This is a genomic window from Streptomyces solicamelliae (assembly GCF_045348655.1).
Taxonomy (GTDB): Bacteria; Actinomycetota; Actinomycetes; order Streptomycetales; family Streptomycetaceae; genus Streptomyces; species Streptomyces solicamelliae.
Map to the genome: position 1 here is coordinate 7,272,291 of NZ_CP160404.1, position 24,895 is coordinate 7,297,185.

General features: G+C 70.5%; 22 protein-coding genes and 1 pseudogene. 12 read left to right on the forward strand and 11 right to left on the reverse strand.

Features of this window, described 5'->3' with window-relative positions; all coding sequences use genetic code 11:
• Positions 1–64: 64 nt before the first annotated feature.
• Positions 65–1,507 (reverse strand): M6 family metalloprotease domain-containing protein, encoded by a 1,443-nt coding sequence (locus ABZO31_RS33605; RefSeq protein ID WP_406865133.1) that lies wholly within the window; start codon positions 1,505–1,507, stop codon positions 65–67.
• A gap of 176 nt (positions 1,508–1,683) precedes the next feature.
• Between ABZO31_RS33605 and ABZO31_RS33610 the strand changes: the two genes are divergently transcribed.
• Positions 1,684–2,376 carry a TetR/AcrR family transcriptional regulator gene (locus tag ABZO31_RS33610; protein WP_406865134.1) on the forward strand — a complete coding sequence of 231 codons (693 nt, stop codon included), beginning with the start codon at positions 1,684–1,686 and terminating at the stop codon, positions 2,374–2,376.
• 589 nt (positions 2,377–2,965) lie between these two features.
• Here ABZO31_RS33610 and ABZO31_RS33615 read toward each other — a convergent pair.
• A complete protein-coding gene (locus ABZO31_RS33615; RefSeq protein WP_406865136.1) occupies positions 2,966–4,324 on the reverse strand; it encodes a flavin monoamine oxidase family protein in 1,359 nt (452 codons plus the stop codon).
• Between the two features lie 279 nt (positions 4,325–4,603).
• On the opposite strand from ABZO31_RS33615, the gene ABZO31_RS33620 reads away from it, so the two are divergent.
• Genes ABZO31_RS33620 through ABZO31_RS33630 form a run of 3 tightly spaced genes read left to right on the forward strand, consistent with a single transcriptional unit; the run spans position 4,604 to position 8,592 of the window.
• The gene (locus ABZO31_RS33620) at positions 4,604–5,953 is read left to right on the forward strand and encodes a flavin monoamine oxidase family protein (protein WP_406865137.1); all 1,350 of its coding nucleotides are present in this window, start codon (positions 4,604–4,606) and stop codon (positions 5,951–5,953) included.
• Positions 5,954–5,961: 8 nt separating this feature from the next.
• Positions 5,962–7,671 (forward strand): aldehyde dehydrogenase family protein, encoded by a 1,710-nt coding sequence (locus ABZO31_RS33625; protein WP_406865138.1) that lies wholly within the window; start codon positions 5,962–5,964, stop codon positions 7,669–7,671.
• A 45-nt stretch (positions 7,672–7,716) separates the two neighbouring features.
• The gene (locus ABZO31_RS33630) at positions 7,717–8,592 is read left to right on the forward strand and encodes an IS5 family transposase (protein WP_406865140.1); all 876 of its coding nucleotides are present in this window, start codon (positions 7,717–7,719) and stop codon (positions 8,590–8,592) included.
• Between the two features lie 9 nt (positions 8,593–8,601).
• On the opposite strand, the gene ABZO31_RS33635 is transcribed toward ABZO31_RS33630, so the two are convergent.
• The gene (locus ABZO31_RS33635) at positions 8,602–9,123 is read right to left on the reverse strand and encodes a hypothetical protein (RefSeq protein ID WP_406865141.1); all 522 of its coding nucleotides are present in this window, start codon (positions 9,121–9,123) and stop codon (positions 8,602–8,604) included.
• An 80-nt stretch (positions 9,124–9,203) separates the two neighbouring features.
• On the opposite strand from ABZO31_RS33635, the gene ABZO31_RS33640 reads away from it, so the two are divergent.
• Positions 9,204–10,769 (forward strand): long-chain-fatty-acid--CoA ligase, encoded by a 1,566-nt coding sequence (locus tag ABZO31_RS33640; protein ID WP_406865142.1) that lies wholly within the window; start codon positions 9,204–9,206, stop codon positions 10,767–10,769.
• Between the two features lie 209 nt (positions 10,770–10,978).
• On the opposite strand, the gene ABZO31_RS33645 is transcribed toward ABZO31_RS33640, so the two are convergent.
• Both ABZO31_RS33645 and ABZO31_RS33650 read right to left on the reverse strand, forming a co-directional pair.
• Entirely contained in the window at positions 10,979–11,611 is a 633-nt protein-coding gene (locus ABZO31_RS33645; RefSeq protein WP_406865144.1) for a TetR/AcrR family transcriptional regulator, read from the reverse strand.
• 108 nt (positions 11,612–11,719) lie between these two features.
• A complete protein-coding gene (locus ABZO31_RS33650; RefSeq protein WP_406865146.1) occupies positions 11,720–12,202 on the reverse strand; it encodes a DedA family protein in 483 nt (160 codons plus the stop codon).
• Positions 12,203–12,696: 494 nt separating this feature from the next.
• On the opposite strand from ABZO31_RS33650, the gene ABZO31_RS33655 reads away from it, so the two are divergent.
• Positions 12,697–14,070 (forward strand): cryptochrome/photolyase family protein, encoded by a 1,374-nt coding sequence (locus ABZO31_RS33655; RefSeq protein ID WP_406865147.1) that lies wholly within the window; start codon positions 12,697–12,699, stop codon positions 14,068–14,070.
• A gap of 92 nt (positions 14,071–14,162) precedes the next feature.
• Here the strand turns inward: ABZO31_RS33655 and ABZO31_RS33660 are convergent, their stop codons facing one another.
• Together ABZO31_RS33660 and ABZO31_RS33665 are read right to left on the reverse strand one after the other, a co-directional pair.
• Positions 14,163–14,363 carry a DUF5988 family protein gene (locus ABZO31_RS33660; protein ID WP_406865569.1) on the reverse strand — a complete coding sequence of 67 codons (201 nt, stop codon included), beginning with the start codon at positions 14,361–14,363 and terminating at the stop codon, positions 14,163–14,165.
• Positions 14,364–14,389: 26 nt separating this feature from the next.
• A complete protein-coding gene (locus tag ABZO31_RS33665; RefSeq protein ID WP_406865148.1) occupies positions 14,390–15,439 on the reverse strand; it encodes a GlxA family transcriptional regulator in 1,050 nt (349 codons plus the stop codon).
• A 140-nt stretch (positions 15,440–15,579) separates the two neighbouring features.
• Between ABZO31_RS33665 and ABZO31_RS33670 the strand changes: the two genes are divergently transcribed.
• Positions 15,580–16,503: an NADP-dependent oxidoreductase gene (locus ABZO31_RS33670; protein WP_406865150.1), complete on the forward strand. Its 924-nt coding sequence runs from the start codon at positions 15,580–15,582 to the stop codon at positions 16,501–16,503.
• Positions 16,504–16,688: 185 nt separating this feature from the next.
• Positions 16,689–17,378 carry a hypothetical protein gene (locus tag ABZO31_RS33675; protein ID WP_406865152.1) on the forward strand — a complete coding sequence of 230 codons (690 nt, stop codon included), beginning with the start codon at positions 16,689–16,691 and terminating at the stop codon, positions 17,376–17,378.
• Between the two features lie 92 nt (positions 17,379–17,470).
• On the opposite strand, the gene ABZO31_RS33680 is transcribed toward ABZO31_RS33675, so the two are convergent.
• Positions 17,471–18,121, reverse strand: coding sequence for a DUF4360 domain-containing protein (locus ABZO31_RS33680; protein WP_406865153.1), 651 nt, complete (start codon positions 18,119–18,121; stop codon positions 17,471–17,473).
• Positions 18,122–18,535: 414 nt separating this feature from the next.
• Here ABZO31_RS33680 and ABZO31_RS33685 point away from each other — a divergent pair, with 414 nt between their 5' ends.
• Positions 18,536–18,844, forward strand: a complete 309-nt coding sequence (locus ABZO31_RS33685; RefSeq protein WP_406865154.1) for a hypothetical protein — start codon at positions 18,536–18,538, stop codon at positions 18,842–18,844.
• 174 nt (positions 18,845–19,018) lie between these two features.
• Positions 19,019–19,459, forward strand: coding sequence for a VOC family protein (locus ABZO31_RS33690; RefSeq protein WP_406865155.1), 441 nt, complete (start codon positions 19,019–19,021; stop codon positions 19,457–19,459).
• A 148-nt stretch (positions 19,460–19,607) separates the two neighbouring features.
• Here ABZO31_RS33690 and ABZO31_RS33695 read toward each other — a convergent pair whose 3' ends face one another.
• Both ABZO31_RS33695 and ABZO31_RS33700 read right to left on the reverse strand, forming a co-directional pair.
• Positions 19,608–20,987 (reverse strand): S1 family peptidase, encoded by a 1,380-nt coding sequence (locus ABZO31_RS33695; RefSeq protein ID WP_406865156.1) that lies wholly within the window; start codon positions 20,985–20,987, stop codon positions 19,608–19,610.
• 299 nt (positions 20,988–21,286) lie between these two features.
• Positions 21,287–22,207 carry an alpha/beta hydrolase family esterase gene (locus tag ABZO31_RS33700; protein WP_406865157.1) on the reverse strand — a complete coding sequence of 307 codons (921 nt, stop codon included), beginning with the start codon at positions 22,205–22,207 and terminating at the stop codon, positions 21,287–21,289.
• A gap of 202 nt (positions 22,208–22,409) precedes the next feature.
• On the opposite strand from ABZO31_RS33700, the pseudogene ABZO31_RS33705 reads away from it, so the two are divergent.
• Together ABZO31_RS33705 and ABZO31_RS33710 are read left to right on the forward strand one after the other, a co-directional pair.
• Positions 22,410–23,350, forward strand: a pseudogene (locus ABZO31_RS33705) (NAD-dependent epimerase/dehydratase family protein).
• 244 nt (positions 23,351–23,594) lie between these two features.
• Positions 23,595–23,741 carry a hypothetical protein gene (locus tag ABZO31_RS33710; protein ID WP_406865158.1) on the forward strand — a complete coding sequence of 49 codons (147 nt, stop codon included), beginning with the start codon at positions 23,595–23,597 and terminating at the stop codon, positions 23,739–23,741.
• An 88-nt stretch (positions 23,742–23,829) separates the two neighbouring features.
• On the opposite strand, the gene panB is transcribed toward ABZO31_RS33710, so the two are convergent.
• A complete protein-coding gene (gene panB, locus ABZO31_RS33715; protein WP_406865159.1) occupies positions 23,830–24,681 on the reverse strand; it encodes a 3-methyl-2-oxobutanoate hydroxymethyltransferase in 852 nt (283 codons plus the stop codon).
• Positions 24,682–24,895 lie beyond the last annotated feature (214 nt).

Consider the following 24,895-nt stretch of genomic DNA (forward strand, 5'->3'; position numbering starts at 1 on the left):
CTCCCTTCGCGCGGGACGTCGGTGTGAACCGTCGGCCGGCGGGGGAACCGCCGGCCCGGCGGCCTCACACCATGTGGATGTCGACGGCCATCTCGTCGTCGGACGGGTTGCCCTCGACCTCGAGGGTGACGCCGGACCAGGTCCCGTCGGGCAGATCGAGCGCCGGGTCCGTCGCCTCCCCGATGATCCTGTTCCCCAGGGCGGGGTACAGGTCGGTGGAGTCTCCCCGGTTGCCCAGCCCGAAGATCGCGCCCAGGTCGCGCCTGCCGTCGGCCTGCAGCAGCTGGATCGCGAGACGGTCCTCGTCGTTCACGTCGGGGATCGCTTCGTCGACCGAGTAGACCGAGATCCCCTCGTCCGGCAGGAAGGCGTCCTGCCCCCGGCGTCGCCGGTACTCGACCAGGATGTACTGCATCTCCGACATCCTGTCCTCGTTCTGGATGAAGAGCAGGTCGCCGCCCTCCGCGGCCGGAGCCAGCACCACGTCCTTCGTGGTCCTCCGGATCCGCTTCGGGCTGGCCCAGCCGTGGAACATCCGCAGCATGCCGTTGGGGAACACCGGCGTGAGCCCGCTGTTGCCCCACGAGCCGGACGCCATCAGGCAGTAGTTGCCGAGGCCGTTGGACTTGGTCGCCTGCAGCTCGCCGGTGTCGTAGTAGTCGGCCCAGCGCGCCGCCAGATGCCCCCACTCGTGCGCGCAGACGCCCATGGCGCAGTCCTCGGGCACGGTCAGGAACGTCTCCACGGTCAGGTTCCGGCCGACCGGGACACCGCCCGGCACGCCCCACTTGAGGCTCCAGATGTCGTCGCCGCTCTTGGTCTTCTCGGCTCCGGGCCCCGCGTGGACGATGAACAGGGCGGTGACCATGTTCTCCTCCAGAGCGTCGAAGGGAGCGAAGTCCACACCCTCTTCCTTGGCCAGGTTCACCGCGTCGCGTGCCATGCCCTGCGCGTTGCGGGGGAACCGGTTCATGCCGGAGTTGCCGTCGGCGTAGAACGAGAGCGGCCGCGGCAGCCGGAACCAGCCGTGCACCTCGCCCTGGATGTCGATGCCGCCGCCGTCGCCCAGCGACTGGAAGCCGCTCACCCTGCGGTAGAACTCGCGCATGCTGCCGGTCGGCAGGGAGTCCGTGCTGAACAGCAACTGCTCGTAGTGGCCCGGGCGGTGGTCCGGATCGTGCTCCTCGTCGGGGAAGTCGACCAGCAGCACGAGGGTGCGGATGACACCCTTCAGCTGCTTGTCGGGCCGTGTGATCAGGCGCCGTCCCGCGACCGTCTCGGCTCGGACGGCGCCGTCGTCGAGGCCGACCAGCCGTTCGCCCCGCCGGCCGGCGCGCCATGTGAAGTAGTACTCCTCGAACGTGGTGTCGGCCGGCAGCCGTCGCGAGGCCATCAGGTCGAGGTAGTCGGTGTAGAGCTGGGCCAGAGCCTCGGGGGACAGCGGGACCGGGCAGGGCCCGGTGCAGGTCGGATCATGTCGCCGGGGGAGTGCATGCGTGTGCCGCATCGCGACCACTCTTTTTCACGGATCTCTTCTCGGATGATCACGGGCGTCGTGTGAAACGACGACGCTGAGGACGTACACGTACGTCATCCGTTTATGCTGTACACGTACAGGCTCCACCCGTCCGAAACCGCCGTCAAGCGCAGGCCGGCTCGCGCCGGGACCCAGGGAGGTGGGCCATGGCCGCCCGTAGTCGGCTCAGCCGCGAGCGCGTGCTGGAAGCGGCGCTCCGCGTGGTGGATCACGAGGGCCTCGAGGCCCTGAGCATGCGCCGCGTGGCCGACGAGCTGGGCGTGGAGACCATGGCCATCTACCGGTACACGCCCAGCAAGGACGATCTTCTCGACGGCCTGGTCGAGCACCTGTTCATCGAGCTGGAGGAGATGCTGGAGGGCGCCACGCCGCCCGCCCCGCACGCGCCGCCCGGCCCCCGAGGCGACGCCGCGCGGCTCTGGCGGGACGCGCTCCTGTGCATAGCGCAGGCGATGTACCGGGTCGCCCTCGCCCACCCCCACGTCGTCCCGCTGGTGGCCACGCGCCCCTTCACGGTGCCCCTGACCCGCCGGCCCCCGGCGGTGCTCCGCGCCCATGAACGTCTGCTCGCCCTCCTGGGCACGGCCGGCCTGGACGAGGACACCACGCTGAAGATCTACCGGGCGTTCATCTCGTGGGTACTCGGCTACATCGTGATCGAACTGCGCGAAGTCGTGGACAACCCCGACGAGTCAGACCCCGCCTTCCGCCTCGGCCTGCACCGCCTCCCGGTCAAGGAGTTCCCCCGCCTTCGCTCGCTCGGCCCGGCCCTGGCCGTCCGAGGCGGGGAGGAACAGCTGACCGCCGGCCTCGCCGCGATCCTCAGTCGCTACTTCTGACACGTCGGCAGACCGAAGGGATCTCCGCTCCACGCGGTGGGAGAGGCTGTGGCCCCGGACCTCGGCACCCCGCGATCGTCGTGTACACAGAAACCTGACACGGCCTCTCAACTGTCCAAGAGGTGCCGACGCCACCACCCGCACGCACCCCAAGGGCTCGCCATCGTGAGGTGAGGGCTGAGCGGAACAGCGCGACGGGTGAACTCGGCATCGAGCCTGGAGACGATCCTGCCGAGGTCCGCCCGAGCGCCACGGGGAAGCCACAGCAGTACGTCTTCCAGGCGGTCTCGCGCCACGAGAGGATCACAGCACTCGCAGGCCGTCTCCGGATCCGGCAGCCAACGCCCCGGCTGTCTCAGATGCCGCCGGCACTCGGCCAGGGCAGCAGCCACGGCCCCTGGCCACAGCCGCTCCTCCTCCACCTTCCGGATCGCCGCCCGAGTCGCCGCGGACACCCCTCGGACCCGGCGAACCGGAATACCTCGTCCGGGCCGCCGACGCTTCGCGCGCAGGGCCTTCGGACGCCTACGCGGCATCGGCCTTTCGGGTCAACATGCAGGCATCCTGTCACGTTCCGAACCTCGTGCCCTCACCGTGCCGTCCGGGACAGGCTCTCGATCACTTCGCGAGCAGCGCGTTCGCCGGATTCGATGGCGCCTTCGATGTACCCCGCGTGCTCGCGCGCGGTCTCCGTGCCGGCCCAGTGGAGGGGGCCGACCGGACGGGACGGCATGGGGAGGTATCCGTCCGTGGTCCCTGGGACCGCCAGGGCCGTGTAACCGCCGCCGACGTGCTCGTCGAGGTGCCACGACTTCTCGTGCCAGCTCGCGGGGGTGAGAACCGCGGGACCGAGGTGCGGGACAAGTCGGCGCAGCAGTGCCTGACTTCGGCCCGCGGAGTCCAGTCGGTCGAGTTCCCGGGCCTCCGCGCCTGCCACGAGGAAGCACAGATGGCCCGGGCCGTCGGGTGACGTGGTGTCGAACACGGCGCCGCCGGGGTGGTCCAGAAGCAGGAACTCCGCATAGCTCTTCTTCCGATCCCTCCAGAAGGGCCGTTCGTAGACCGCGATCGCCTTGTAGACCGAGCCCATGTACGTGTTCTTCTCGAGAGCGGTCCTGCTCGCGGGCAGCGGGGGATCGTAGTCGATCCGGGCGGACACGGGCGGCGGCACGGACACGACCGCCTTGTCGGCCCGGATGGTGCCGGAAGTGGTGTGGAGGGTGACGCCGCCGTCGTCGTGGTGGATCGAGGTCACCCGGTGGCCGGTCAGCACCCGTGCCCCCAGGCCGGTCGCCAGCCGTTCCGGCAGCGTTCCCGCGCCCTCGACGAGCAGGCTCTCCTGGGCGCCGCCTTTCGTGGACAGCATCGCCATGAGGCCGCCCTGGTAGCGGACCGCCTCGGCGAGGGCGTGCATCGAGAAGCGGTCGAGGTCGGCCGTCAGGGACACCGACGCGATCACCTCGAGCAGCCTGCGGGATGTCCGGCCCGGCACTCTGCGCAGCCACTCGTCGACCGTCTGCGAGGCCCACTTCTCGGGCGCTCCGCGCTCCGCCCGCAGCTGCCACGCCAGAAGAACCCCGACCGCGGCCAGCGTCGTCGGGCTGACGGCCGCGGTCCTGCCGGAACCTTCGATGACGCCGGGTGCCTTGGGCGTACGCATGGGGAACACCTCGGCGCCCAGTTCGGCCGCCAGCGCCGCGAACCGGTGATGGCCGTGGCCCAGCCACTGGCCGCCCAGGTCCAGGCGCGAGCCCAGGGGAGACGTCTCGGCCATCATCCGTCCCCCGGGGCGGTCGGCCGATTCCAGCACGAGCACGTCGATGCCCTGACGACCCAGCTCCCGGGCCGCGATCAACCCGGACATGCCGGCGCCGACCACGGCCACCGTGGTGTCGCCACGTCGTTCTTCTCGACCAGGGGTCCCTGCCCGCCCAGTGCTCGTGCCCACTGCCAGCCTCCTGTCGATCGGACCTTAACTCGGTCGGTCGTCCGAGTTAAGGTAGGGGTGGCGGCAGCCTGGGGCAATAGGCCGGGCCGAATCTCAGGCGCACGGCTCACAGCCCCGTCGAGCTGGGGCGCAACACCGTACGCGCGGCCTGTGCAGCGCCTGAAAACCCCGCGTCGTCGCCCTCTCGATCGCGACCCTTGTTGGCGACACCGTCGCCCGCTACTCTGCAGCAATCCAAATCGCAGTCGTACAACCGACCAAGTTTGAGGATGTGTAGTGATGAACGTCGACGTCGTCGTGGTGGGGGCCGGTCTTGCCGGACTCACCGCCGCCCGGGCCGTCCGCGCAGCGGGGCGCAGCGTGATGGTGCTGGAGGCACGGGACCGGGTCGCGGGGCGCAACCTCGGCCACCACCTGTCCAACGGGACCCCTGTCGAGCTGGGCGGTCAGTGGATCGGCCGGACCCAGACCGCAGCCCTCGAGCTCGTCGCCGAGCTCGGACTCGAGACCTTCCCGACGTACGACGACGGGGCGGCCGTGACGCTGTACAACGGCGTGCTCACCCGGTACGCCGACGCAACCTTCGGGCTCTCCCACGAGGGCGCGGTGGAGGTCGGCCGCCTGCAGCAGGCGTTGGAGGAGCTGGCCGACCGGGTCTCGCTGTCGTCCCCCTGGGCCTCGCCGGCCGCCGCCGAGCTCGACCGGCAGACCGTGGACGGATGGCTGCGCGCCCACACCGGCAACGCCGAGGCCCTGGCGTTCTGGGGTGCGATCGTCCCGGCGGTGTTCTCCGCCGAGCCCGCGGAGATGTCGCTGCTGCACTTCCTCTTCTACATCAAGTCCGGCGGCATGATCGACAACATGGTCTCCACCACCGGCGGAGCGCAGGAACTGCGCGTTGTCGGCGGTACCCACCAGATCTCCGTGCGTCTGGCCGACAAGCTGGGCGACGCCGTGCGGTTGAACGCCCCGGTCAGGCAGATCTCCCACGACGACACCGGGGTACGGGTCGACTTCGACGGCGGCCGGATCACCGCGCAGCGGGTCATCGTCGCGATCCCGCCCACGCTGGCCGGGCGGCTCACGTACAAGCCCGCGCTGCCCGCGTCCCGTGACGGTCTCACCCAGCAGATGCCGATGGGCTCGGTCATCAAGGTGCAGGTCGCCTACCCGACCCCGTTCTGGCGCGACGCCGGACTCAGCGGCTTCGGCTTCAGCCTGGACGACGAGCTGAGCGTCACCATGGACAACTCGCCGCCGGACGGCTCGTGCGGTGTCATCGTCGGGTTCTTCGAGGGCGCCCACGCCCGCAGCGCCGCTCGCAGGTCGCCGGAGGAGCGCCGCGCCGCCGCGGTGGCGACGCTGGTGAAGATGTTCGGACCCGAGGCCGGGAGCCCGGCCGAGTACGTCGAGCAGGACTGGATGGAGGAGGAGTACACCCGGGGCTGTTACGGCGGCCGGCTGGGGGCCGGTGTGTGGACGCAGTACGGTGCCGCGCTCGCCGAGCCCGTCGGACGCGTCCACTGGGCGGGGGCCGAGACCGCCGACGTGTGGAACGGCTACATGGACGGTGCCATCCGTTCCGGCCGACGAGCGGCGGCCGAAGTCCTCGCGGAAATGGAAGCGTGAGGACCGACATGTACCCCTCTGACGACCCGTCCACCTCTCTCGACACCCTGGTCGAAGAACTCCGTTGCGGTGAGGAGACCTGGGGCTCGATGCCCCTCTCCGCCCGCCGGGACCTGCTCGCGGCCCTGTCGGAATCCCTCCAGCGGCATGCCCGGGAATGGGTCGACGTCGCCTGCTCCATCAAGCGGCTGCCCGCCGGGTCCCAGCTCGCCGGTGAGGAGTGGATCAGCGGGCCCTATGCCGTACTCAGCGGTGTGGGGGCCTTGTCCGCGACGCTCGCGGCCCTCGAGGCCGGACGCAGTCCGCTCGACGGCTTCGGCCTCTCCCGAGCCCCCGGCGACAGGGTCGCGGTCCGGGTACTTCCTCACAACCTGTTCGACCGGCTCCTGCTCAACGGCTTCACCGCCGAAGTGTGGTCCGAGCCGGGCATGACGGCCGACCGGCTGCGGAAGGCCGCGGGACTCGGCCAGCGCACTCCGAAGAAGACCGGAGGCGTCGGGCTCGTCCTGGGGGCGGGCAACATCTTCTCGATCGCGCCGCTCGACACGCTCTACGAGCTGTTCGCCCACAACCGGGTCGTGCTCCTCAAGCTCAACCCGATCACGGATCCGCTGTTCCCGGTGCTGAACAAGGTGTTCGCCCGGTTCATCGAGCTGGGCCTCGTACGGATCGTGACCGGCGGCGTCGAATTCGGTTCGGCGGCGGTGGCGCACCCGGGGATCGGCCATGTGCACATCACCGGCAGCGTCACGTCCCATGACGTCATCGTGTTCGGCCCCGGCGAGGAAGGCAGGGCCCGGCAGGCCCGCGGCGAGGTGCTGCTCGACAAGCCGATCAGCAGCGAACTGGGCGGTGTGTCACCGACGATCGTGGTTCCGGGTAACTGGTCGAAGCGCGATCTCGCCTTCCAGGCCGAGCACATCGTGACCCAGAAGCTCCACAACAACGGGTACAACTGCATCGCCTCCCAGGTCCTCGTGCTCAGCAGCGACTGGGCGCAGAAGGACGACTTCCTCAAGGCTTTGCGCAGGGCCTTCGCCGAGGCGGTCGCGCGGCCCGCCTATTACCCGGGCAGCGACGACCGATGCGCGGCCGCGGTGAAGGACCACCCCGGCATCGCCCAGCAGGTCGCGGACGGCTCCCGTGTGCTGCTCGAGGAAATCCCCGCCGGCGACGACATCGCCTTCACCCAGGAGTACTTCGCCCCCGTCCTGGCCGTCACCAGCCTTCCCGGGCAGGGGCGCGCCTTCCTCGACCGCGCCGCCGCCTTCGCCAACGACCGGCTGTCGGGAACCCTCGGCGCGAACGTCGTGGCGCACCCCCGCACCATCCGTGCGCTGGGCGCCGACTTCACCCGGTTCATCGCCGATCTGCGCTACGGCACGGTCGCGGTCAACGCGTGGAACGGTGTCGGCTACCTGACCGCCCGCGCCACCTGGGGCGCGTTCCCCGGCCACACGCTCCAGGACGCGCAGAGCGGCATCGGCATCGTCCACAACGGGCTCCTCCTGGACGGTACCGAGCGGACTGTCGTGCACGGACCGTTCCGTCCCTTCCCGCGGTCGGTGCTCACCGGCCAGTTCACCCTGTCCCCGCGACCGCCGTGGTTCGTCACCAACCGCACCGCGGCCACGACCGGGCGTCGACTCGCCGCCTTCGCCGGCCGCCCCGGATGGGCCAAGCTCCCCGGCATCTTCGCCTCCGCACTGCGCGGCTAGGCCGTGTATCGAAAGTGGATCTTGGGCTGTGAATGATCACGGTTCATGGGTCGGGGAGATCTCACGGACGAGCAGTGGGCCGCGCTGGAACCGTTGTTGCCGAAGGGCACGAAGGCGGGCCGGCCACCCGTCTGGTCTCGGCGGCGGTTGATCGACGGCATACGGTTTCGGGTCCGGACCGGTGTTCCGTGGCGGGACGTGCCCGTCGAGTACGGGCCGTGGGGCCGGGTCTACGACTTGTTCCGCCGGTGGCAGCGGACCGGAACCTGGCACCGGATCATGACCCGGCTGCAGTCCTTGGCCGACGCGAAGGGTGCGATCACGTGGGACCTGAGCGTCGACTCCACGGTCTGTCGTGCTCATCAGCACGCGGCTGGGGCCCGCAAGCATGGGGGCCTGCAGAAGGAACCGCCGGGCGGTGTCTTCACCGAGCCCGATGATCACGGAGTGGGCCGCTCGCGCGGCGGGTTCACCACCAAGTTGCACCTGGCCGTCGAGCAGGGCCAGAAGCCCATGACGATCGTGGTCACGGCCGGGCAGCGCGGGGACTCGCCGCAGTTCGAACCCGTGCTCAACAAGGTCCGAGTGCCCCGCATTGGGCCGGGTCGGCCGCGCGTCCGGCCCGATCGCGTGCGGGCTGACAAGGCGTACGCCTCCCGCAAGAACCGCGTCTACCTGCGGCGCCGCGGGATCCGCTGCACCATCCCGGACAAGGCCGACCAAGCACGCAACCGCCGAAAGCTCGGCTCCCAGGGCGGCCGGCCGCCTCACTTCGACCCCGTCGACTACCGCGAACGTCACGCGGTCGAGTGCGGGATCAACCGCCTCAAGAGGAACCGCGCCGTCGCCACGCGATACGACAAGCTCGCGGTCCGCTACGAGGCGACCGTCCTCGTCGCGGCCATCAACGAGTGGCTGTGACCTTAGCCATCACGCGGTGGGAACCACGTTCCACATCTCCGGCAGATCGCTGCCGCAGAAGACACAGACGAAGTCGTCCTCGCGCACGATGTTGTGCTCCTGGCAGTCGGGACACCGCCGGAACACTACCTCGTGGGTGAAGCCGGAGGGCCGCCCAAGTTCTACGTCGTCCAGAGCATGAGCGACTGCCGGCCAGGAGGTCACGTCCGGGCAGTATCCGGTGGACTGGTTGCTGACCTCGCCCACGGTCCACCGGCCTGCCTCACGCTTGAAGCTGATTTCGCCGGCACTGAGAACCATGTCCCCACCAGCGCAGGCCACGTGCTCGCTTCGCCGCGGCGCCAGCCGAAGCACACCGTCCGTGCCGACCACGAAGGTGAACGGTTCGGTCAGCTCTGCTGCCGATCGCTCAGTGATCCAACCGTCGAAGTCAGCCGCCGAGCGGATCGGGCACCCGCCGCTGCCAGGCCGGACCGCAGCCTTCAGCCCCACCGGCCCGACGTATCGATAACTCCGCCCCAGCGCACTCACAGCAGCCAACCTAAAGCACTTCCGACACACGCCCTAGGCGACGAGACAGCCGAAACCCCTCAGAACCAGAAGGACCCGCCATGCCGTCCTACAACCTCGCGCGCCTCCTCGAAGACAGCGCCGTGAAGCACCCCGAGCGGACCGCGATCGTGCTCGGCGACACCCGTCTGAGCTACGCGCAGGTCGACCGCGCCGCCAACCAGGTCGCCAATCTCCTGGTCTCCCGCGGCGTGCGGCCCGGGGACAAGGTCGCCCTGATGATGCCGAACCTGCCGCACTTCACGATCATCTACAACGGCATCCTGAAGGCCGGCGCCACCGTCGTCCCCCTGAACGTGCTCCTCAAGAGCCGCGAAGTCGCCTACCACCTCGACGATTCGGAAGCCGTCGCGCTCTTCGCCTTCGAGGGTGCGGCCGATCTGCCCATCGGGCAGGAGGCGCACGCCGGGTTCCAAGCTTCGCCCGGGACCAGGGAGTTCTTCGTGGTGACCGTCGATCCGGCCGCGGCGAGCCCCCTCGCGGGTGCCGAGACCTTCGGTGCCGCGGTGGCGGACCACGCGCCGGACTTCGCCACGGTCCGGACCGACGAGGACGACACCGCGGTCATCCTGTACACGTCCGGGACGACCGGTCAGCCGAAGGGAGCCGAGCTGCGGCACCGCAACATGCGGGACAACGCCCTCGTCAGCAAGGAGCTGTTCGGCGCGGACGAGCACCGCCCGGACACCTATCTGTGCGTGCTGCCGCTGTTCCACTCCTTCGGCCAGACGGTGATCCAGAACGGCGCCGCCGCCTACGCGGGCACCGTCGTGATGCTGCCCCGGTTCGGAGCCCAGGCCGCCATCACCGCCATGCTCAAGGAGTCCGTGACGTTCTTCGCCGGCGTGCCCACGATGTACTGGGGGCTGCTCGGGATCCTCGACGAAACCGTCGACGTCGCCACGCTCGCCCGCAATCTGCGCATGGCCGTCTCCGGCGGCTCGGCCCTGCCGGTCGAGGTCCACAAGGAGTTCGAGAGGCGGTTCGGCGTCGTCATCGCCGAGGGCTACGGCCTGTCCGAGACCTCACCCGTCGCCGCGTTCAAGCCGCTCGGGGCACCGGCCCGACCGGGATCGATCGGCACCCAACTGCCGGGGGGCGAGCTCAAGCTCGTCGAGCGGGAGTCCTGGAATGAGGTGGAAGGGACCCCTGACGCCATCGGGGAGATCGCCATCAAGGGCCACAACGTCTTCAAGGGCTACCACAACCGGCCCGAGGCGACCGCGGAAGTGCTCAGCGAGGACGGCTGGTTCCGCACCGGCGACCTCGCCAGACGCGACGAGGACGGCTGGTACTACATCGTCGACCGCGCCAAGGACATGATCATCCGCGGTGGCTTCAACGTGTATCCGCGGGAGATCGAAGAGGTTCTCCTCACCCATCCGGCGGTCTCGCTCGCCGCCGTCATCGGCGTCCCGCACAGCACCCACGGCGAGGAGGTGAAGGCGATGGTCGTCCTCAAGAACGGGGCCGCCGCCACGGGCGAGGAACTCGTCGCCTGGTCGCGCGAGCAGATGGCGGCCTACAAGTACCCGCGGATCGTCGAGACCGTCGACGCTCTGCCGATGACCGCCACCGGCAAGATCCTCAAGCGCGAACTGCGCTGACGCGCGCGGGGATCGCCCCTCTCGCCTCCGGCACGTGCCGTCGTCGGCGCGCGCTCGGGCTGGGACAGCCGGACGACGCCGGGCGCCTCAACGGTCTTGTCAGCCTCGGGACATGAAGATGCCGGCCGTCCTGCGGTCCTCCGCAGGGCGGCCGGCGACAACCGTGTCGGACATCCGACTCGAAACAGACGCCCGTCGACGGGATCCGCTCAGTCGGAGCGGACCTTCTGCCTCGGTGCGACCGGCCGGGGGTCGGCGAGCAGGATGATCATGTCCACCGCGTGCCTGAGGTCACGGCGCGCGCGGTCGCTGTCAGGACTCGCCACGTACTGCAGGATGAGGCCGTCGACCAGGGCCAGCGTCAGGCGCCCCAGCGCGTCGAATCCGATCGCGCAACGCTCTCCGGCGGCCTGGGCCGCCTGCTCGCAGAGGTCGGTCACCAGGGAGCTGTAACGCTCGTACTGCGACTGGGCCAGACCTCCGGCCCCCTCCGTCCGCACGGAGTACGCGGTCAGTTCGTACTGCATGACCTGGAGACCGATGCCGGTCTCCACCAGCCTGTGCCAGAAGCTGGTGATGGCCTGCCTGAACGCCTGCTCCACGCCGCGGTCGAGCTCCACTTCGGCGCGCAGCGCGTCCGAGATGTCTGCGATGACCTTGCTCGTGACCGCGCGCAGCAGTTGGTCCTTGGCGGGGAAGACGTAGTGCAGCGTGCCGAGGGGGATGCCGGCCTCGGCCGCCACGGCACGCAGCGTCGTGGAAGGCACGCCCGCGGAACTGAGCACGCGCATGGCCGCCGCGACGATCTGCTCCTCGCGCTCCGCTGCCCTGACGTAGGCCACCTGATGCCTCCTCGTTCGATCAGTCGAGTTTCGCACACCTCTGTACGGCACCAGAGGCTCGGCGACGCTCAGACTCGGTCGCGTGTACGACTCGGTGGAGGGGCGAGCTCACGACTCCTCGGCCACGGTGTCACCGGAGGCCGGGGCCGCCCTTCTCCGTCGGTACACCACCGCCCCGCACACCGCGAGGAGGAGCGCGGCCACGGCGGACACCCCGAGGGCCGGCTGCTCGGCGAAGAGCCTTCCCAGTACTTCGAGCACGCCGAGCCCCGCGGTCGCGTAGATCAGCGCCCAGGCTGCTCCGCCCACGAACAGGGCGGGGAGGTAGCGCGGCAACGGCATGCGCATGCTGCCCGCGAGGAAGTTGGCGGCCGTCTGGAAACCGACGGTCAGGAACGAGGCGGCCACCACCGGCGCACCCCATCGCTGGATCGCCCGCTCGACGCGCCGGAACTTCGCCGAGGAGATCCGCTCGGCGAACCTGCTGCGCCGGGCACCGGCGCCGGCGAGCCACCCGACGGCGAACGTCCCTCCGGCGCGGAGCAGGACGATGACGTAAAGGGCCCCGGCCGTGAGCGCGATGCTACCCACGACGCCTCGCCCCGAGCTCGGGTCCGGCACCCGGGACGCCCGTCACCCGCATCCGCGTGCCGCTCCAGCGGGCGTACGACTCGCACAAGCCCGGGTCACCGTCTCTCACCTGCACCCTGCCCCTGCCCGTTCCGTCCGATGGGTTGCCGTCCTGCGACACAGGAACCCCATACCCGTATGCCTGCCAGGCCAGGCAAGGTAACCCTAACCGAAGGCGTACGGGAGAGCGCAGGGCGCCGGGCTACCGGAGCGGCGACGGGGCGCGCCTCTCAGGTGCACCACTTGTGCGCGCCGCACGGGCACGCTGGGGCAGGGCGGACGGCGCGGCGACGACGCCTTCCGGCCACACACGTCCCGACCGACGGCCGATCTTGGTGCATCCGCCGGCGGGGTCGGTGCGGAAATGGGCGCGTGACGGCTCGGCTCTGCTCAGCCGTCCGCCGCTCACAGCTCCCCGCCCGCGACCGGCGACCGACACATCCTGGAGTGCCGCCATGACAGTCTCCGTGGTCCTGTTCACCTCCGACCTGCGCCTGCACGACCATCCGCCGCTCAAGGGCGCACTGGAGGAGACCGAGGAGGTCGTTCCGCTCTTCGTCCGGGACCCCGCCGTGGACCGGGCCGGCTTCGCCGCGCCCAACAGGCTGGCCTTCCTCGCCGACTGCCTCGTCGACCTCGATCGATCGCTGCGGGAGAGAGGAGGCCGCCTCGTGGTACGCACCGGCGACACCGTGGCCGAGACGATCGCCGTCGTACGGCAGGCGCAAGCGGACGAGGTGCACGTCGCCGCCGGCTACACGACCTTCGCGCAACGGCGCGAGGAAAGGCTGCGGCAGGTCCTGGAGGCCGACGGCTGCCGCCTCTATGTGCACGACGCCGTGACGACGGCGGTCCCGCCCGGCGATGTCACGCCCCAGGGCTCCGACCACTACGCCGTCTTCACGCCCTACTACCGGCGCTGGGCGGCACAGCCCCTGCGCGCCCCGTACCCGGCGCCCCGCGCCGTACGGGTGCCCCCTGCGGTGCGTTCCGAGGAGATCCCCGTCCGGGCATCGGTCCGGGCGGTGTCCGAAGGCCTCGCCGCGGGAGGCGAGAGCGCGGCGCGCAAGCGGCTCACCTCCTGGCTGTCCCGGCACGCCGACGCCTATCAGGAGGGGCATGACGACCTCGCGGGCGACGCCACCTCCAGGCTGTCGCCCTACCTGCACTTCGGCGCGCTGTCACCCGTCGAGGCCGTGCACCGGGCCCGCGTCCGCGGGGGACCGGGCGCCGAGGCCTTCGTCCGCCAGTTGTGCTGGCGGGACTTCCACGGCCAGGTGCTGGCCGCCCGGCCCGAGACGGCGGCGCAGGACTACCGGTCCCGCCACGACCACTGGCGGCGTGGAGCGGACGCGCGGGCGGATCTCCAGGCCTGGCGCGAGGGAAGGACGGGTTACCCGATCGTCGACGCGGCCATGCGCCAGCTCGCCCATGAAGGCTGGATGCACAACCGAGGCCGCATGATCGCCGCGTCCTTCCTGACCAAGACGCTCTACATCGACTGGCGCGAGGGCGCCCGCCACTTCCTCGGCCTTCTGGTGGACGGCGACATCGCCAACAACCAGCTCAACTGGCAGTGGGTGGCCGGCACCGGCACGGACACCCGGCCGAACCGCGTGCTCAATCCGGTCCGGCAGGCACTGCGCTACGACCCGGAGGGCCGCTACGTCCACCGCTGGGTTCCCGAGCTGGCCGGACTGAAGGCCCCCGCCGTCCACGAACCGTGGAACCTCGCGGGATTCGACCGCGCCCTCTACGACTACCCGGAGCCGGTCGTCGACCTGGCGGACGGCCTGGCCCGCTTCCGACACGCCCGCGAGGGCGCCTGAGCGCCGATGCGGTCGTCGGTGCGGTCGCCGGGGCATGGCGATGCACCCGGGCGCCGGGGCATGACGACCCGGCGCTTCTTCTCCGCGGGTCGCTATTCGGCGATCTCTGTGCGCTCCCACCATTCGTAGACCCGGAGCGTTCCTTCTTCAGTGTCCTGGCGGCGTGGGGTTTCCTTGAAGTGTTCGTATCCGCCACGGTGCGGGATCTTCAGGTCCTCGCCGGGGGTTTCGACCGGGACGATCCGCTCGTGCAGGTCGTCCGGTCCGCCTTCCAGGAATGCCTTGTGCGTCATGGCATCAGTTTCGCCAAGATCGGTGCTCACCGCAGCGCGGCGGGCCCGGCGCCGAAGGTGCGGCGGTAGGCGGCGGGTGACGTCCCGAACGCCGACCTCATGTGGGCGCGCAGGGAGTTTCCCGAACCGAGTCCGGCGCGGAGTGCCACGAGGTCGATCGGGAGGTCGGTCGTCTCCAGCAGCTGTTTCGCGTGTTCGAGCCGCTGCGCGGTGAGCCACTGGACCGGTGTCATGCCGACCTCGTCGCGGAAGCGGCGGGTGAAGGACCGCAGGCTCATCCGGGCCTGTTCGGCGAGCTGCGCCAGGGTGAGCGGTTCGGCGAGGTGCTCGAGGGCCCAGGCGCGGGCGGCCGTGGTGCTGGCCTGGGTGGGTTCGGGGACGGGGCGGTCGATGAACTGGGCCTGCCCGCCGTCTCTCCACGGCGGTACGACGCACATGCGGGCGGCGTGGTTGGCCGCTGCCGCGCCGTGGTCGCGGCGGATCATGTGCAGGCACAGGTCCACCCCCGCCGCCACGCCGGCCGAGGTCAGCACGTCACCGTCGTCGACGAAGAGGACGTCTTCGTCGAGCTTCACCCGGGGGAAGGCGCGGCGGAATTCCGGGGCCAGGTTCCAGTGGGTGGTGGCAGGCCGCCCGTCGAGCAGTCCGGCGGCGGCGAGCACGTACGACCCGGTGCAGATCGACACGAGCCGGGTGCCCGGCCGGATCCCGGCGATGGCGGCGCGGACCTCGGGCGGCAGCGGCCCTCCCCGCGCCAGTTCCGGCATGGCGTGCGTGGGCGGGACGATCACGGTGTCGGCTTCGGCGAGCGCCTCGGGGCCGGCGGCGGGCTGCACGGTGAATCCGGCGTCGCTGGGTACGGACGCGCCGTCGGCGGTGCAGACGGTGACCTCGTACAGGGGGCGGCCTGCGGCGTTCTCGACACTGCCGAAGACCCGGGAGGGGATGCCGAGCTCGAACGGCGGCACTCCGGGGAGAGCGAGCACGGCCACGCGGTGGGGCCTCACCGCCCTGGCCGGCTTCCCGGCCCGCCTGTCCGCCGCCGGCGTGTCGGTTCCGGGCACGTCACTTCTCATGGCCACACCTCATGGCCAAATCCTGTCACATAGTGGCCAGGCGGCCAACACCGCTCAGGGGCGGACTGCCCGAAGGTGGACGTGTCGCCGCCGGAGGAACCCGGCGGCATCCCGATGAGAGACGAAAGACGAGGCGGACGATGCGCGCGGTGGTCGTGGAGCAGTGGGGCGGACCCGAGAAGCTGGTCGAGCGCGAGGTGGAGCGCCCCGTACCGGGCCTGAACGAGGTCCTGGTCCGGGTGCACGCGGCGGGGGTGAACCCGGTGGACTGGAAGACCCGCGCGAGCGGAGCCCTGATCACCTGGGGCGAGACGCCCGTCGTCGGCTGGGACGTGTCCGGCACGGTCGAGGCGGTCGGCCCCGGCGTGGGGGTCTTCCGCCCCGGCGACGAGGTCTACGGCATGCCCCTGTTCCCGCGCCAGGCGGGCGCGTACGCCGAGTACGTCGTGGCGCCGGCCCGCCACCTCGCGCCGAAGCCTGCGTCGCTGACGCACGTCGAGGCCGCGGCGCTCCCGCTCGCCGCGCTGACCGCCTGGCAGGCCCTGGTCGACTCCGCGGGCGTCCGCCCCGGCGAGCGCGTGCTGGTGCACGCCGCGGCCGGAGGTGTGGGCCACCTGGCCGTACAGATCGCCAAGGCCCGTGGCGCGTACGTCATCGGCACGGCGAGCGCGGCCAAGCACGAGCTGGTGCGGGGACTGGGCGCGGACGAGGTGATCGACTACCGCACGGTCCGCTTCGAGGACGCCATCGACGAGGTGGACGTCGTGCTGGACGGCCTCGGAGGAGAGACGGCCCGGCGCTCGCTGCAGGTACTCCGCGACGGCGGCCGGCTCATCACCCTGCCGGGCCCGGACGACGTACCGGTCGCCCAGGACGGCGTACGGGCGGCGTGGGTCCTGGTCGAGCCCGACCACCTCGGCCTGCGCGAGATCGCGGCCCTCGTGGAACGCGGTGAGCTGAGGCCGGTCGTGGACACCGTGCTCCCGCTCGCGGAGGCGTCGAAGGCCCACACGATCGGCGAGCAGGGCCGCACGACGGGCAAGATCGTCCTCACCGTCACCTGACCCGTTTCGGCGAGCAGGGCCAGGACCTGTCGGCGGGCACAGCGCCCGGTCCCGTCATACGAGGCCGTCGGCCGCCTGGTTGACCCGCCCGGGTCCCGGGCGGTGCGCGCCCCCGCGAGCCGTAGTGGAGTGGAGGCGTCCGGACACGCACGCCGACCGGCGCACGAGGACGAGGAGCAGACCACGTGAGCCCACCTCAGGCTCCCCGGCCTCCCGGGACGACGCCGGACGAGGCGTCGCTCGGGGAGTCCCGGTGGCCGATGGCCATGGCCGTGCTGGCCGCCATGACGCTGACGCTGCTGCTCCCCGACGACCTGCGGCTGGCGCCCGCCTGGGTGCTGCCCTCGGTGGAGGGGCTGCTCCTGCTCACACTGATCGCGGGCGACCCCGGCCGGATCGACCGCCGCTCCGTCGCGCTTCGCGTGGTGTCGATCGCCCTGATCGGCGTCCTCGCGCTCGGCGCCGTCTGGTCGACCGTCCAGCTCATCGACGACATCGTGCACAACGGGAAGGAGACGGCGTCCCCCACCAGCCTCCTCCAGACCGGAGCCAACGTCTGGGTCGGAACCGTCCTCGCGTTCTCCCTGCTGTACTTCGACCTCGACGGCGGCGGCCCCGCCGCCCGTCTCCACCGGATGCCCGCCCACCCGGCCCTCGCCTTCCCCCAGCAGCTCAGCCCCGAACTCGCCCCCGCCGGCTGGCGGCCCCGGTACGTCGACTACCTCTATCTCGCGCTGACCAACGCCACCGCCTTCAGCCCCACGGACGTGATGCCGCTGGCGCCCTGGGCCAAGATCACCATGGCGGTCCAGTCCCTCGTCTCCCTGCTCATCCTGGGCCTGGTCGTCGCCCGGGCGGTCAACGTCCTCACCTGAAACGGAAGCGACGAAGCCGGGCGACGAGCAGAGGCCCGGCGGGAAGAGGGGCCCCGGCCGGGCGAGGGGTACCCGGCCGGGGTGTCACGGCGTCACTTCCTGGGGCACTGCTTCCACGCGAGGTGGTAGACGGTGCTGATGTCACCGTCGGTGGAGTCCATGGTCATGTAGCTGGTGGTGGCCGGGTTCGACGTGCCGGCGTCCACCCGTAGCTCGGTGTTGATGTTGAAGTTCCGCTGCACACCGCAGGGCGCCCACACCAACTGCGCCCAGTCGGTGTCGTCGGTGGCCTGCCAGTTGTCCTCGTACGGACCGCGGAAGGCGTGCGTCCGGGACGCGGTGCTCGGCGAGCCCTGGAAGTAGTACGAAGCCTTCTCGGTGCTGGTCGCGCCGGGCTGGAGCGACGCGTAGCCGCGGTAGTCCGCGCTGGCAATCGCGTAGGTGAAGCCCTGGGGTACGTGCACCACAAGGTTGAGCTGGCAGTTCCTGCGGGCTGCCGTGGGGGAGGAGTTACCGCCCGCCTGCGCCAGGTACTCGCTGTAGGTGACGGTGAAGGCGGTGTTGTCCTCGGACACGGCGATGGCGGCGGTCCCCAGGGGGCAGCCGGAGCCGTTCACCGTGGCGATGTCGATGACGATCCTGTCCGGGGGCGGATCTGCGATCGACGAGGAGCCTGCCTGCGCGGGCAGGGCGGAGGCGAACAGGGCGAGGGTCGCTCCGCTCACCAGCAAGGAGCCTCTCATGGTTCTCCCATCCAGTGCGTGCATGCCCGGCGAGCGCGGGCGCGCGGCGGCGCCCGGTCGCGGGGCTGGGGGGTGCGGCGCGCCACGGGGGTGGGCGGCCGTCCTGGTCCTGCTGCGGTGCGTCGAGGCGCGGGTCGTGCCGCAAGGGTGGTGCAGCCTGGAACGGTTGAACTATCATGTACCTGACAGACGTGCGCCTCGGGTGCCCCGCCGGTACGGGCGGGGGTGCTCGAATGCTAGAGGCCCGGGCCCGCGAGGACAGGGCAGCCCCCGGCCAACAATCCCCCCGCGAACGGCCCTACTTTGGCTCGGAACAGCGGGTCGCACGCAAGGCAGCGCCGTACTGGATGACCCCGACAGCCTTGTTCCCACACGCCCGGCCGGTTGTGTCGCCGCAGCACCTACCCTGCGGGAATGATCAAACCGATAGAGCTCGTGATATTCGACTGCGACGGCGTCCTGGTCGACAGTGAACGCCTTGCCGTGCGCCTCCAGATAGCGCTCGGGGCGGAGCTGGGCTGGCCGCTCACCGCCGACGAGGTGGTCGCCCGCTTCATCGGCCGCGCCAAGGAGTCGATCGTCGAGCTGGCCTGGGTGGCGCGGATGACGCGCATGACGCGGGTGGAACAGGGGGCCCGAGTCGACCGAAGACGCGTACACCGGCTGCGCGGAGGCAGGCGTGAAGCCTCCGTCACCGCCTCGACCTGTACCGACCCGAGCTGAACCGGAACACCGACTCCGCCGCCACCGACGACGCAAGCGGAGTGCCACACCCCCGGCCCTTCACAAGAGGCGTCCGGGAATCATCCCGTCTGCGGGTGTCGAGGGCGGGCCCCGGCTTCGGCCTCGGTATACCGGTGGTCTCAAAGGGCCGCGCAATGCAGAGGGAGAACCGTCATGACGCTTCAGCGGATGGACAACGTCGGCATCATCGTCGAAGACCTGGACGCCGCCGTCGCCTTCTTCACCGAACTGGGCATGGAGGTCGAAGGCAAGGCGCAGATCGAGGGCCTCTTCGCGGATCAGGCCGTCGGACTCGACGGAGTCCGCAGCGACATGGCGATGATGCGGACCCCGGACGGTCACGGCAAGCTGGAGCTCGCGCAGTACCACGCTCCCGCGGCGGTCAGCGACGGATCGCACAACCCGCCGCCGAACACGGTGGGCCTGCACCGGGTCATGTTCGCCGTCGACGACCTCGACGACACCCTCGCCCGCCTGCGCCCCCATGGCGCCGAACTGATCGGCGAGGTAGCGCGGTACAAGGACATCTACCGCCTCTGCTATCTCCGCGGCCCCTCGGGCATCATCCTCGCCCTGGCCGAACAGATCAGCTGACGGATGCAGTTGCCGCCGATCCGGCAACGTGACCGCCGGCCCTCTCTGCACCGTCGAAGCACGAGGGCGCCCGTGCGGATCGATGCCGTGGACGCGGCTGCAGCCCTGGACGGACACCGATGTCCAGGGCTGCGTGGCTCCGTGACCGTCAGCCGGTGCCGTTTCCGTAGCCGCCTTCGTCCACGGCCCCACCGGTGGCGTCGGAGCCGTCGTCCGCACCGCCGCCGACGGCACCGTCCTGAGCGCCGCCGTCACCGGCACCGTCGTTGTCGCCGCCGCTGTCACCGGTGCCGTCGTTGTCGCCGCCGCTGTCACCGGTGCCGCCGTTGTCGCCACCGCTGTCACCGGTGCCGCCGTTGTCGGCACCGCCCTCACCGGTACCGCCGTTGTCGGCGCCACCGTTGCCGGTACCGCCCGAGCCGATCTGGGCACCGACCGCGTCCAGCGCGGTCGTCACCGGCTGGAAGAACGTCTCGCCGCCCGAGGTGCAGTCGCCGCTGCCACCCGACGTGAGGCCGATGGCGTTCCCGTCCCGGGTGAACAGGGCTCCGCCGCTGTCGCCGGGCTCCGCGCAGACATCGGTCTGGATCAGCCCCGAGACCGTGCCCTCGGGGTAGTTCACGGTGGCGTCGAGGCCGGTCACCTGGCCGTCCCGCAGACCGGTCGTGCTTCCCATGCGGAACACCTGCAGGCCGACCGCGGCCTCGGCCGCCTGCTTGATCTCCACGATCTGGCCGTCTCCGGTGTCCACAGCGCTCGGGGCCTGGACGTTCGGGTCGTCGTACGTCACGAGTGCGAAGTCGCCCTCACCCGGGAAGACGGCTTCCTGCACGGTGGCGATCGGCCGGCCGTTCTGCTGCTCGGACCACTGCTCGACGGCGACGCCGCAGTGTCCCGCCGTCAGGAAGCCGGGCCGGCCGTCCTGGGCCGTGACGTTGAACCCGAGCGAGCAGCGCGAGCCGCCGCCGAAGATGGCGTCCCCGCCCTCGATGAAGGGCTTGAACTCACCCTTCGACTTCTGGATGCGGGCGACCCCGTCGCCCAGCCCACGGACCGCGTTCTCCACCGTGTCCCAGCGCTCACCGGTGACTGTACGGTCGGCGGTGACCAGGACCTGGTTCGTCCTGGGGTCGACGGCCCAGGCGGTGCCCGGGACCGACGCCTCGCCGCGGAGAGAGTCCATCGCGGAGGTGAGAGCGGAGAGGCTGTTCTGCACGCTGCGCGCAACGGCGCCGGCCTTCTCGACATCGGCCTCCGCCGCGTCGCTGTTGCCTGCGACGTTGACGACGAGCTGTTGCCTGTCCGCGTCGTAGTACGCGCCGCCGTAGGAGTCGCCGAGCTGCTCGCCGAGCTGCTGAAGAAGTCCCGCGGCCGAAGCGGCACTCATCTGTCGCGGCGAGCCCGCCTGCTTCCCCGCTCCTTCCTGCGAGGCATTGGCCTGTGGCAGCAGGATCGCCGCCGCGGCGATGCCCACCGCCCCGGCCCCCGCGAGAACGGCATTCCGCTTGGGTATTCGCCTGTGACTCAACGCTTCGCCTCCTGCTGTGGGCCTGCCTACGGACTGCGATCGCCGAGGGAGCGACCGCTGGGCACGTGTCCGGCCTTTCATACGGATGGAGGCCCGGGCTCCGTTCATCGCCTCCGCAAAGAACTGCAAGAGGGGGAGGTGCCTTCGCGAACACACCGGCACAGAGGGGGCAACCGCTCCGGAATGCACCGGTGTCCGGAGTCAAAGTCCGTCTCGCTCAAGGAAGTTCACGACTCGACGAGGCGGTGGGGTGCCATGTGCGACGCGGACGATGGACCAGCGGTGAAGCGCTCCTGCGCTCAGGACGACGCCTTCGGGTGCGCCTCGAAGAACTCCCAGATGACGTCGGTCGCGTTGAGCCCCGTCTCCGTCTCACCCATCGTCAGGTCCTGGCTGCCCGGCCAGTTGTGGCCCATGTCAGGGAGGCGGTAGGTCGTGAACTCGGACTTGTCTCGGCACGTAGCCCGCGTCCGAGTGCTCTTGCCCGTGACCTTCTCGGGCTGCTTCGCCCTGCAATTCAGGCGTTCCGACCAGGACTTGATCCCCTGCTCGAAGTCGGTCCGGTACTTGTCGGCGCCGCCGACGAAGGTGATCACGGACACCGGGGCCTTCGGCATGTAGGCCGGGTCCTGCGAGGGAGCTCCGATGAAGCCGCCGCTCACGGGCGCGATCGCGGCCAGCGTGCCGGGGAGTTCGACGGCGAGCTTGAAGGACATGTCCCCGCCGTTGGAGATACCGGTGGCGTAGATGCGCCGAGGGTCGGCCTTCCACGTGTCGACGAGACGCTTCGTCAACGCGCCGATGAAGCCGACGTCGTCCTCGCTTCCGCAGCAGACGAGGGCGTTGTACCCCTGATTCACTCCGTCCGGATAGGCGACGAGGAAGCCTTCGTTGTCGGCCTTGGCGTTGAAGCCGGTCAGCTGAGCCGCGTACGCGCCGTCGGCCGGGTAAGGGTGCATGACGACGACCAGGGGGAGTCGCTGGGCCGACGAGTAGCCGGGCGGCGCGTGGACCGTGTAGACGCGTTGCTCGCCCTTCCAGGCCATGGTGACCGTCTGATCGCCCGGGCGTGGCGTCTCCTTCGCCGGCGCCGGCCGCGTCGCCGAAGGCTTCCGGGACTTCTCTCCGTCGGCGCTGCCACCGTCCGTGTTCGCGCCGCAGGCGGCCGCCGTGAGCGGCAGCAGGGCCAGTACTGCGATCCGTAAGGGGCGTTTCCACATCGCAGCATGGTGGCAGCGGCGCGAGGGGCGGTCCAGAGGAATGGACGGTTCTGAGCGAACGCGCGTTCATGAGCGGTGAGTTCGTTGCGCTGTGAGGGCACTGATTCGGCCGGCGCAACGCCGCGCTGCCGCCGCCAGAGCTCCGGACGCGGCAGGCGGCGCGCTGTGCGATCCGACCACGCACTCGCGCTAGTGTTCGCGTGTGAGTCTTTCCGTCGTTGTGGGATTCGGGCCTGCCGGGGCGGCCACTGCTCGGCTGCTGGCCGAGCAGGGTCACTCGGTACGAGTCGTCACCAAGTCGGGCCGCGACCCGGAGCCCGGCATCGAGCACGTGGCGTTGGACGCGACAGACAGCGAGCAGCTGATCGAAGCGTCGCAGGGCGCGGTCGCGATCTACAGCTGCGCCGCACCGCCCTACCCGCGCTGGACGACTGAGTGGCCACCGCTGGCCTCGTCGCTCTTCGCGGCGGCCGAGGCGTCCGGGGCCCCGCTGGTCATGCTGGGCAACCTCTACGGCTACGGTCCGGTGGACGGCCCCGTGACCGAGGACCTGCCCCTCGCCGCGACCGGCCCCAAGGGACGGCTGCGCGCCGCGCTGTGGGAGCAGGCGCAGAACCTGCATGCCCAAGGACGCATCAAGGCGGTCGAGGTGCGGGCCTCCGACTTCTTCGGGCCCGGAGTGACCGACGGCGGTCATCTGGCCGCACGCGTCATGCCCCGGCTCCTGAGCGGTAAGCCGGTGTCCACGCTCGGGGACCCGGATGCACCGCACAGCTGGACCTATCTCCCCGACGTGGCCAGGGCCCTGGTCGAGGTCGCCGGCGAGGAGCGGGCCTGGGGACGCCCCTGGCACGTTCCGACGCAACCTCCTCTGTCCGCCAGGGACATGATCGGCCGCCTTGCCGCTCAGTCAGGAACCGGGACCGTACCCGTGCGCAGGATCTCGCCCGCCGTGCTGGGCATCGCGTCGGCATTCTCCCCTTGCTCCGTTCCCTGAAGGAGATCCGGTACCAGTTCGACGCTCCGTTCGTAGTCGATTCGACCGCCTACGAAACCGAGTTCGCGACACGAGCCACCTCCCTCGACGAGCAGATCGCGGCGACAGTGGACTGGTGGCGCGAGCGACTGGCCGTCAAGCGCTGACCTTCCCTCCGGAGGGGGAGACCGGCAGGGTGGCCGGCCTCGGAGAAGTTCGGCGATCGAGACACTCGGGCGACGGCTCGGGTGATCGGGTCTGATGACCGGGGCGGGTGGTGTCGCACGGACCTCGGCCAATCGCGGCCGATGCCGGCATGGGCGGGCACGAACCGCCTCCGGCACCCCTACTCGTCGGTAGTCTTGGCTCGTTCTCAAGATTCAGTACCGGGCTGGAGCCCAAGGGGGGTACATGAGCGACGACGCGCTGGCGGATTTCGCCAGGGAACGGTTCACGCACGAAGGCCGCACGCACGACGTCCTGCGGTCCGGTACCGGACCGGCCGTGATCGTCATGGCCGAGATCCCCGGCATCACGCGGGTCGTCACCGGCGCCTGACCTCAGACAGTCGGCCTCGGCCCGCAGGCTCTCCGGTACAGCCCGGCCCATGAGCGGGCCTGGCGGTACCGGGGAGGAACTCGCGGGCCTAGAAGGAGTGCTGCGGTGCCGGGAACGTTCCTGCCGCCACCTCGGCCGCGAAGTCCCGGGCCGCGTCGCGCAGTACGCCGTGCACGTCGGCGTACTGCTTCACGAACCTCGGCAGCCGCCCCGTGCGCAGGCCAGCCATGTCCTGCCACACCAGCACCTGCGCGTCACACCCGTTCCCCGCTCCGATGCCGACCGTCGGAACCGAGATGCTCCGCGTGATCTCCGCACCCACGTCCTCGGGCACCATCTCGACCAGCACGGCGAACGCTCCCGCCGCCTCCAGCGCCTTCGCCTCGGACACCAGCCGCTGCGCGTCCTCACCGCGCCCCTGTACCCGGTAGCCGCCAAGGCTGTGCTCGGACTGCGGTGTGAACCCGATGTGCGCCATCACCGGGATCCCGGACCGCGTCAGCAACTCCACCTGCGGCACCATCTCCTCACCGCCCTCCAGCTTCACCGCGTGCGCGCCCGCCTCCTTCATGAACCGCACCGCCGTGTGGAAACACTGCTCCGGAGACGCCTCGTACGAGCCGAACGGCAGGTCCGCGAGCACCAGCGCTCGCCGGGCGGCCCCGGACACCGCACGCACGAGCGGAAGCAACTCGTCCACCGTCACCAGCAACGACGTCTTGTTCCCGAAGACGTTGTTGGACGCCGAGTCCCCGATCAGCAGCACCGGGATGCCGGCCTCGTCGAAGGTCGCCGCGGTGTACATGTCGTACGCCGTCAACATCGCCCACCTCTCACCGCGCTCCTTCATCTCGCGCAGGTGCGGGATCCGGACCCGCTTCGGAGCCGGGGCGGTGGCGGCGGCTGTGCTGCCCCCGTACGGGGCGGGCTGGTCGCTCATGGAAGTCCTCCGGACGTGCTTCTCGAGGCTCCCTGACGGAGTCCCCGGATTCACCAAGCAACGCTAGGCGGTTTCGCCCCGAAGATGCTTCCAAGAATGCGCTCCCCCGCTGGCACACGGAGGACGTTTTTCTCGCCGGACCCCGAGCCGTGGAAGATCCTTGCCGAACGAGTCAGGCGGGCAGCCGAGTCATCTCGCCCGCACCCCTGAGGAA

Bases quoted from the DNA above. Each gene is read 5' to 3' on its own strand.
- ABZO31_RS33605 (WP_406865133.1), bottom strand. From the start codon at position 1,507: ATGCGGCACACGCATGCACTCCCCCGGCGACATGATCCGACCTGCACC.
- ABZO31_RS33610 (WP_406865134.1), top strand. From the start codon at position 1,684: ATGGCCGCCCGTAGTCGGCTCAGCCGCGAGCGCGTGCTGGAAGCGGCG.
- ABZO31_RS33620 (WP_406865137.1), top strand. From the start codon at position 4,604: ATGAACGTCGACGTCGTCGTGGTGGGGGCCGGTCTTGCCGGACTCACC.
- ABZO31_RS33625 (WP_406865138.1), top strand. From the start codon at position 5,962: ATGTACCCCTCTGACGACCCGTCCACCTCTCTCGACACCCTGGTCGAA.
- ABZO31_RS33630 (WP_406865140.1), top strand. From the start codon at position 7,717: ATGGGTCGGGGAGATCTCACGGACGAGCAGTGGGCCGCGCTGGAACCG.
- ABZO31_RS33640 (WP_406865142.1), top strand. From the start codon at position 9,204: ATGCCGTCCTACAACCTCGCGCGCCTCCTCGAAGACAGCGCCGTGAAG.
- ABZO31_RS33655 (WP_406865147.1), top strand. From the start codon at position 12,697: ATGACAGTCTCCGTGGTCCTGTTCACCTCCGACCTGCGCCTGCACGAC.
- ABZO31_RS33660 (WP_406865569.1), bottom strand. From the start codon at position 14,363: ATGACGCACAAGGCATTCCTGGAAGGCGGACCGGACGACCTGCACGAG.
- ABZO31_RS33665 (WP_406865148.1), bottom strand. From the start codon at position 15,439: ATGAGAAGTGACGTGCCCGGAACCGACACGCCGGCGGCGGACAGGCGG.
- ABZO31_RS33670 (WP_406865150.1), top strand. From the start codon at position 15,580: ATGCGCGCGGTGGTCGTGGAGCAGTGGGGCGGACCCGAGAAGCTGGTC.
- ABZO31_RS33680 (WP_406865153.1), bottom strand. From the start codon at position 18,121: ATGAGAGGCTCCTTGCTGGTGAGCGGAGCGACCCTCGCCCTGTTCGCC.
- ABZO31_RS33685 (WP_406865154.1), top strand. From the start codon at position 18,536: ATGATCAAACCGATAGAGCTCGTGATATTCGACTGCGACGGCGTCCTG.
- ABZO31_RS33690 (WP_406865155.1), top strand. From the start codon at position 19,019: ATGACGCTTCAGCGGATGGACAACGTCGGCATCATCGTCGAAGACCTG.
- ABZO31_RS33700 (WP_406865157.1), bottom strand. From the start codon at position 22,207: ATGTGGAAACGCCCCTTACGGATCGCAGTACTGGCCCTGCTGCCGCTC.
- ABZO31_RS33710 (WP_406865158.1), top strand. From the start codon at position 23,595: ATGAGCGACGACGCGCTGGCGGATTTCGCCAGGGAACGGTTCACGCAC.
- panB (WP_406865159.1), bottom strand. From the start codon at position 24,681: ATGAGCGACCAGCCCGCCCCGTACGGGGGCAGCACAGCCGCCGCCACC.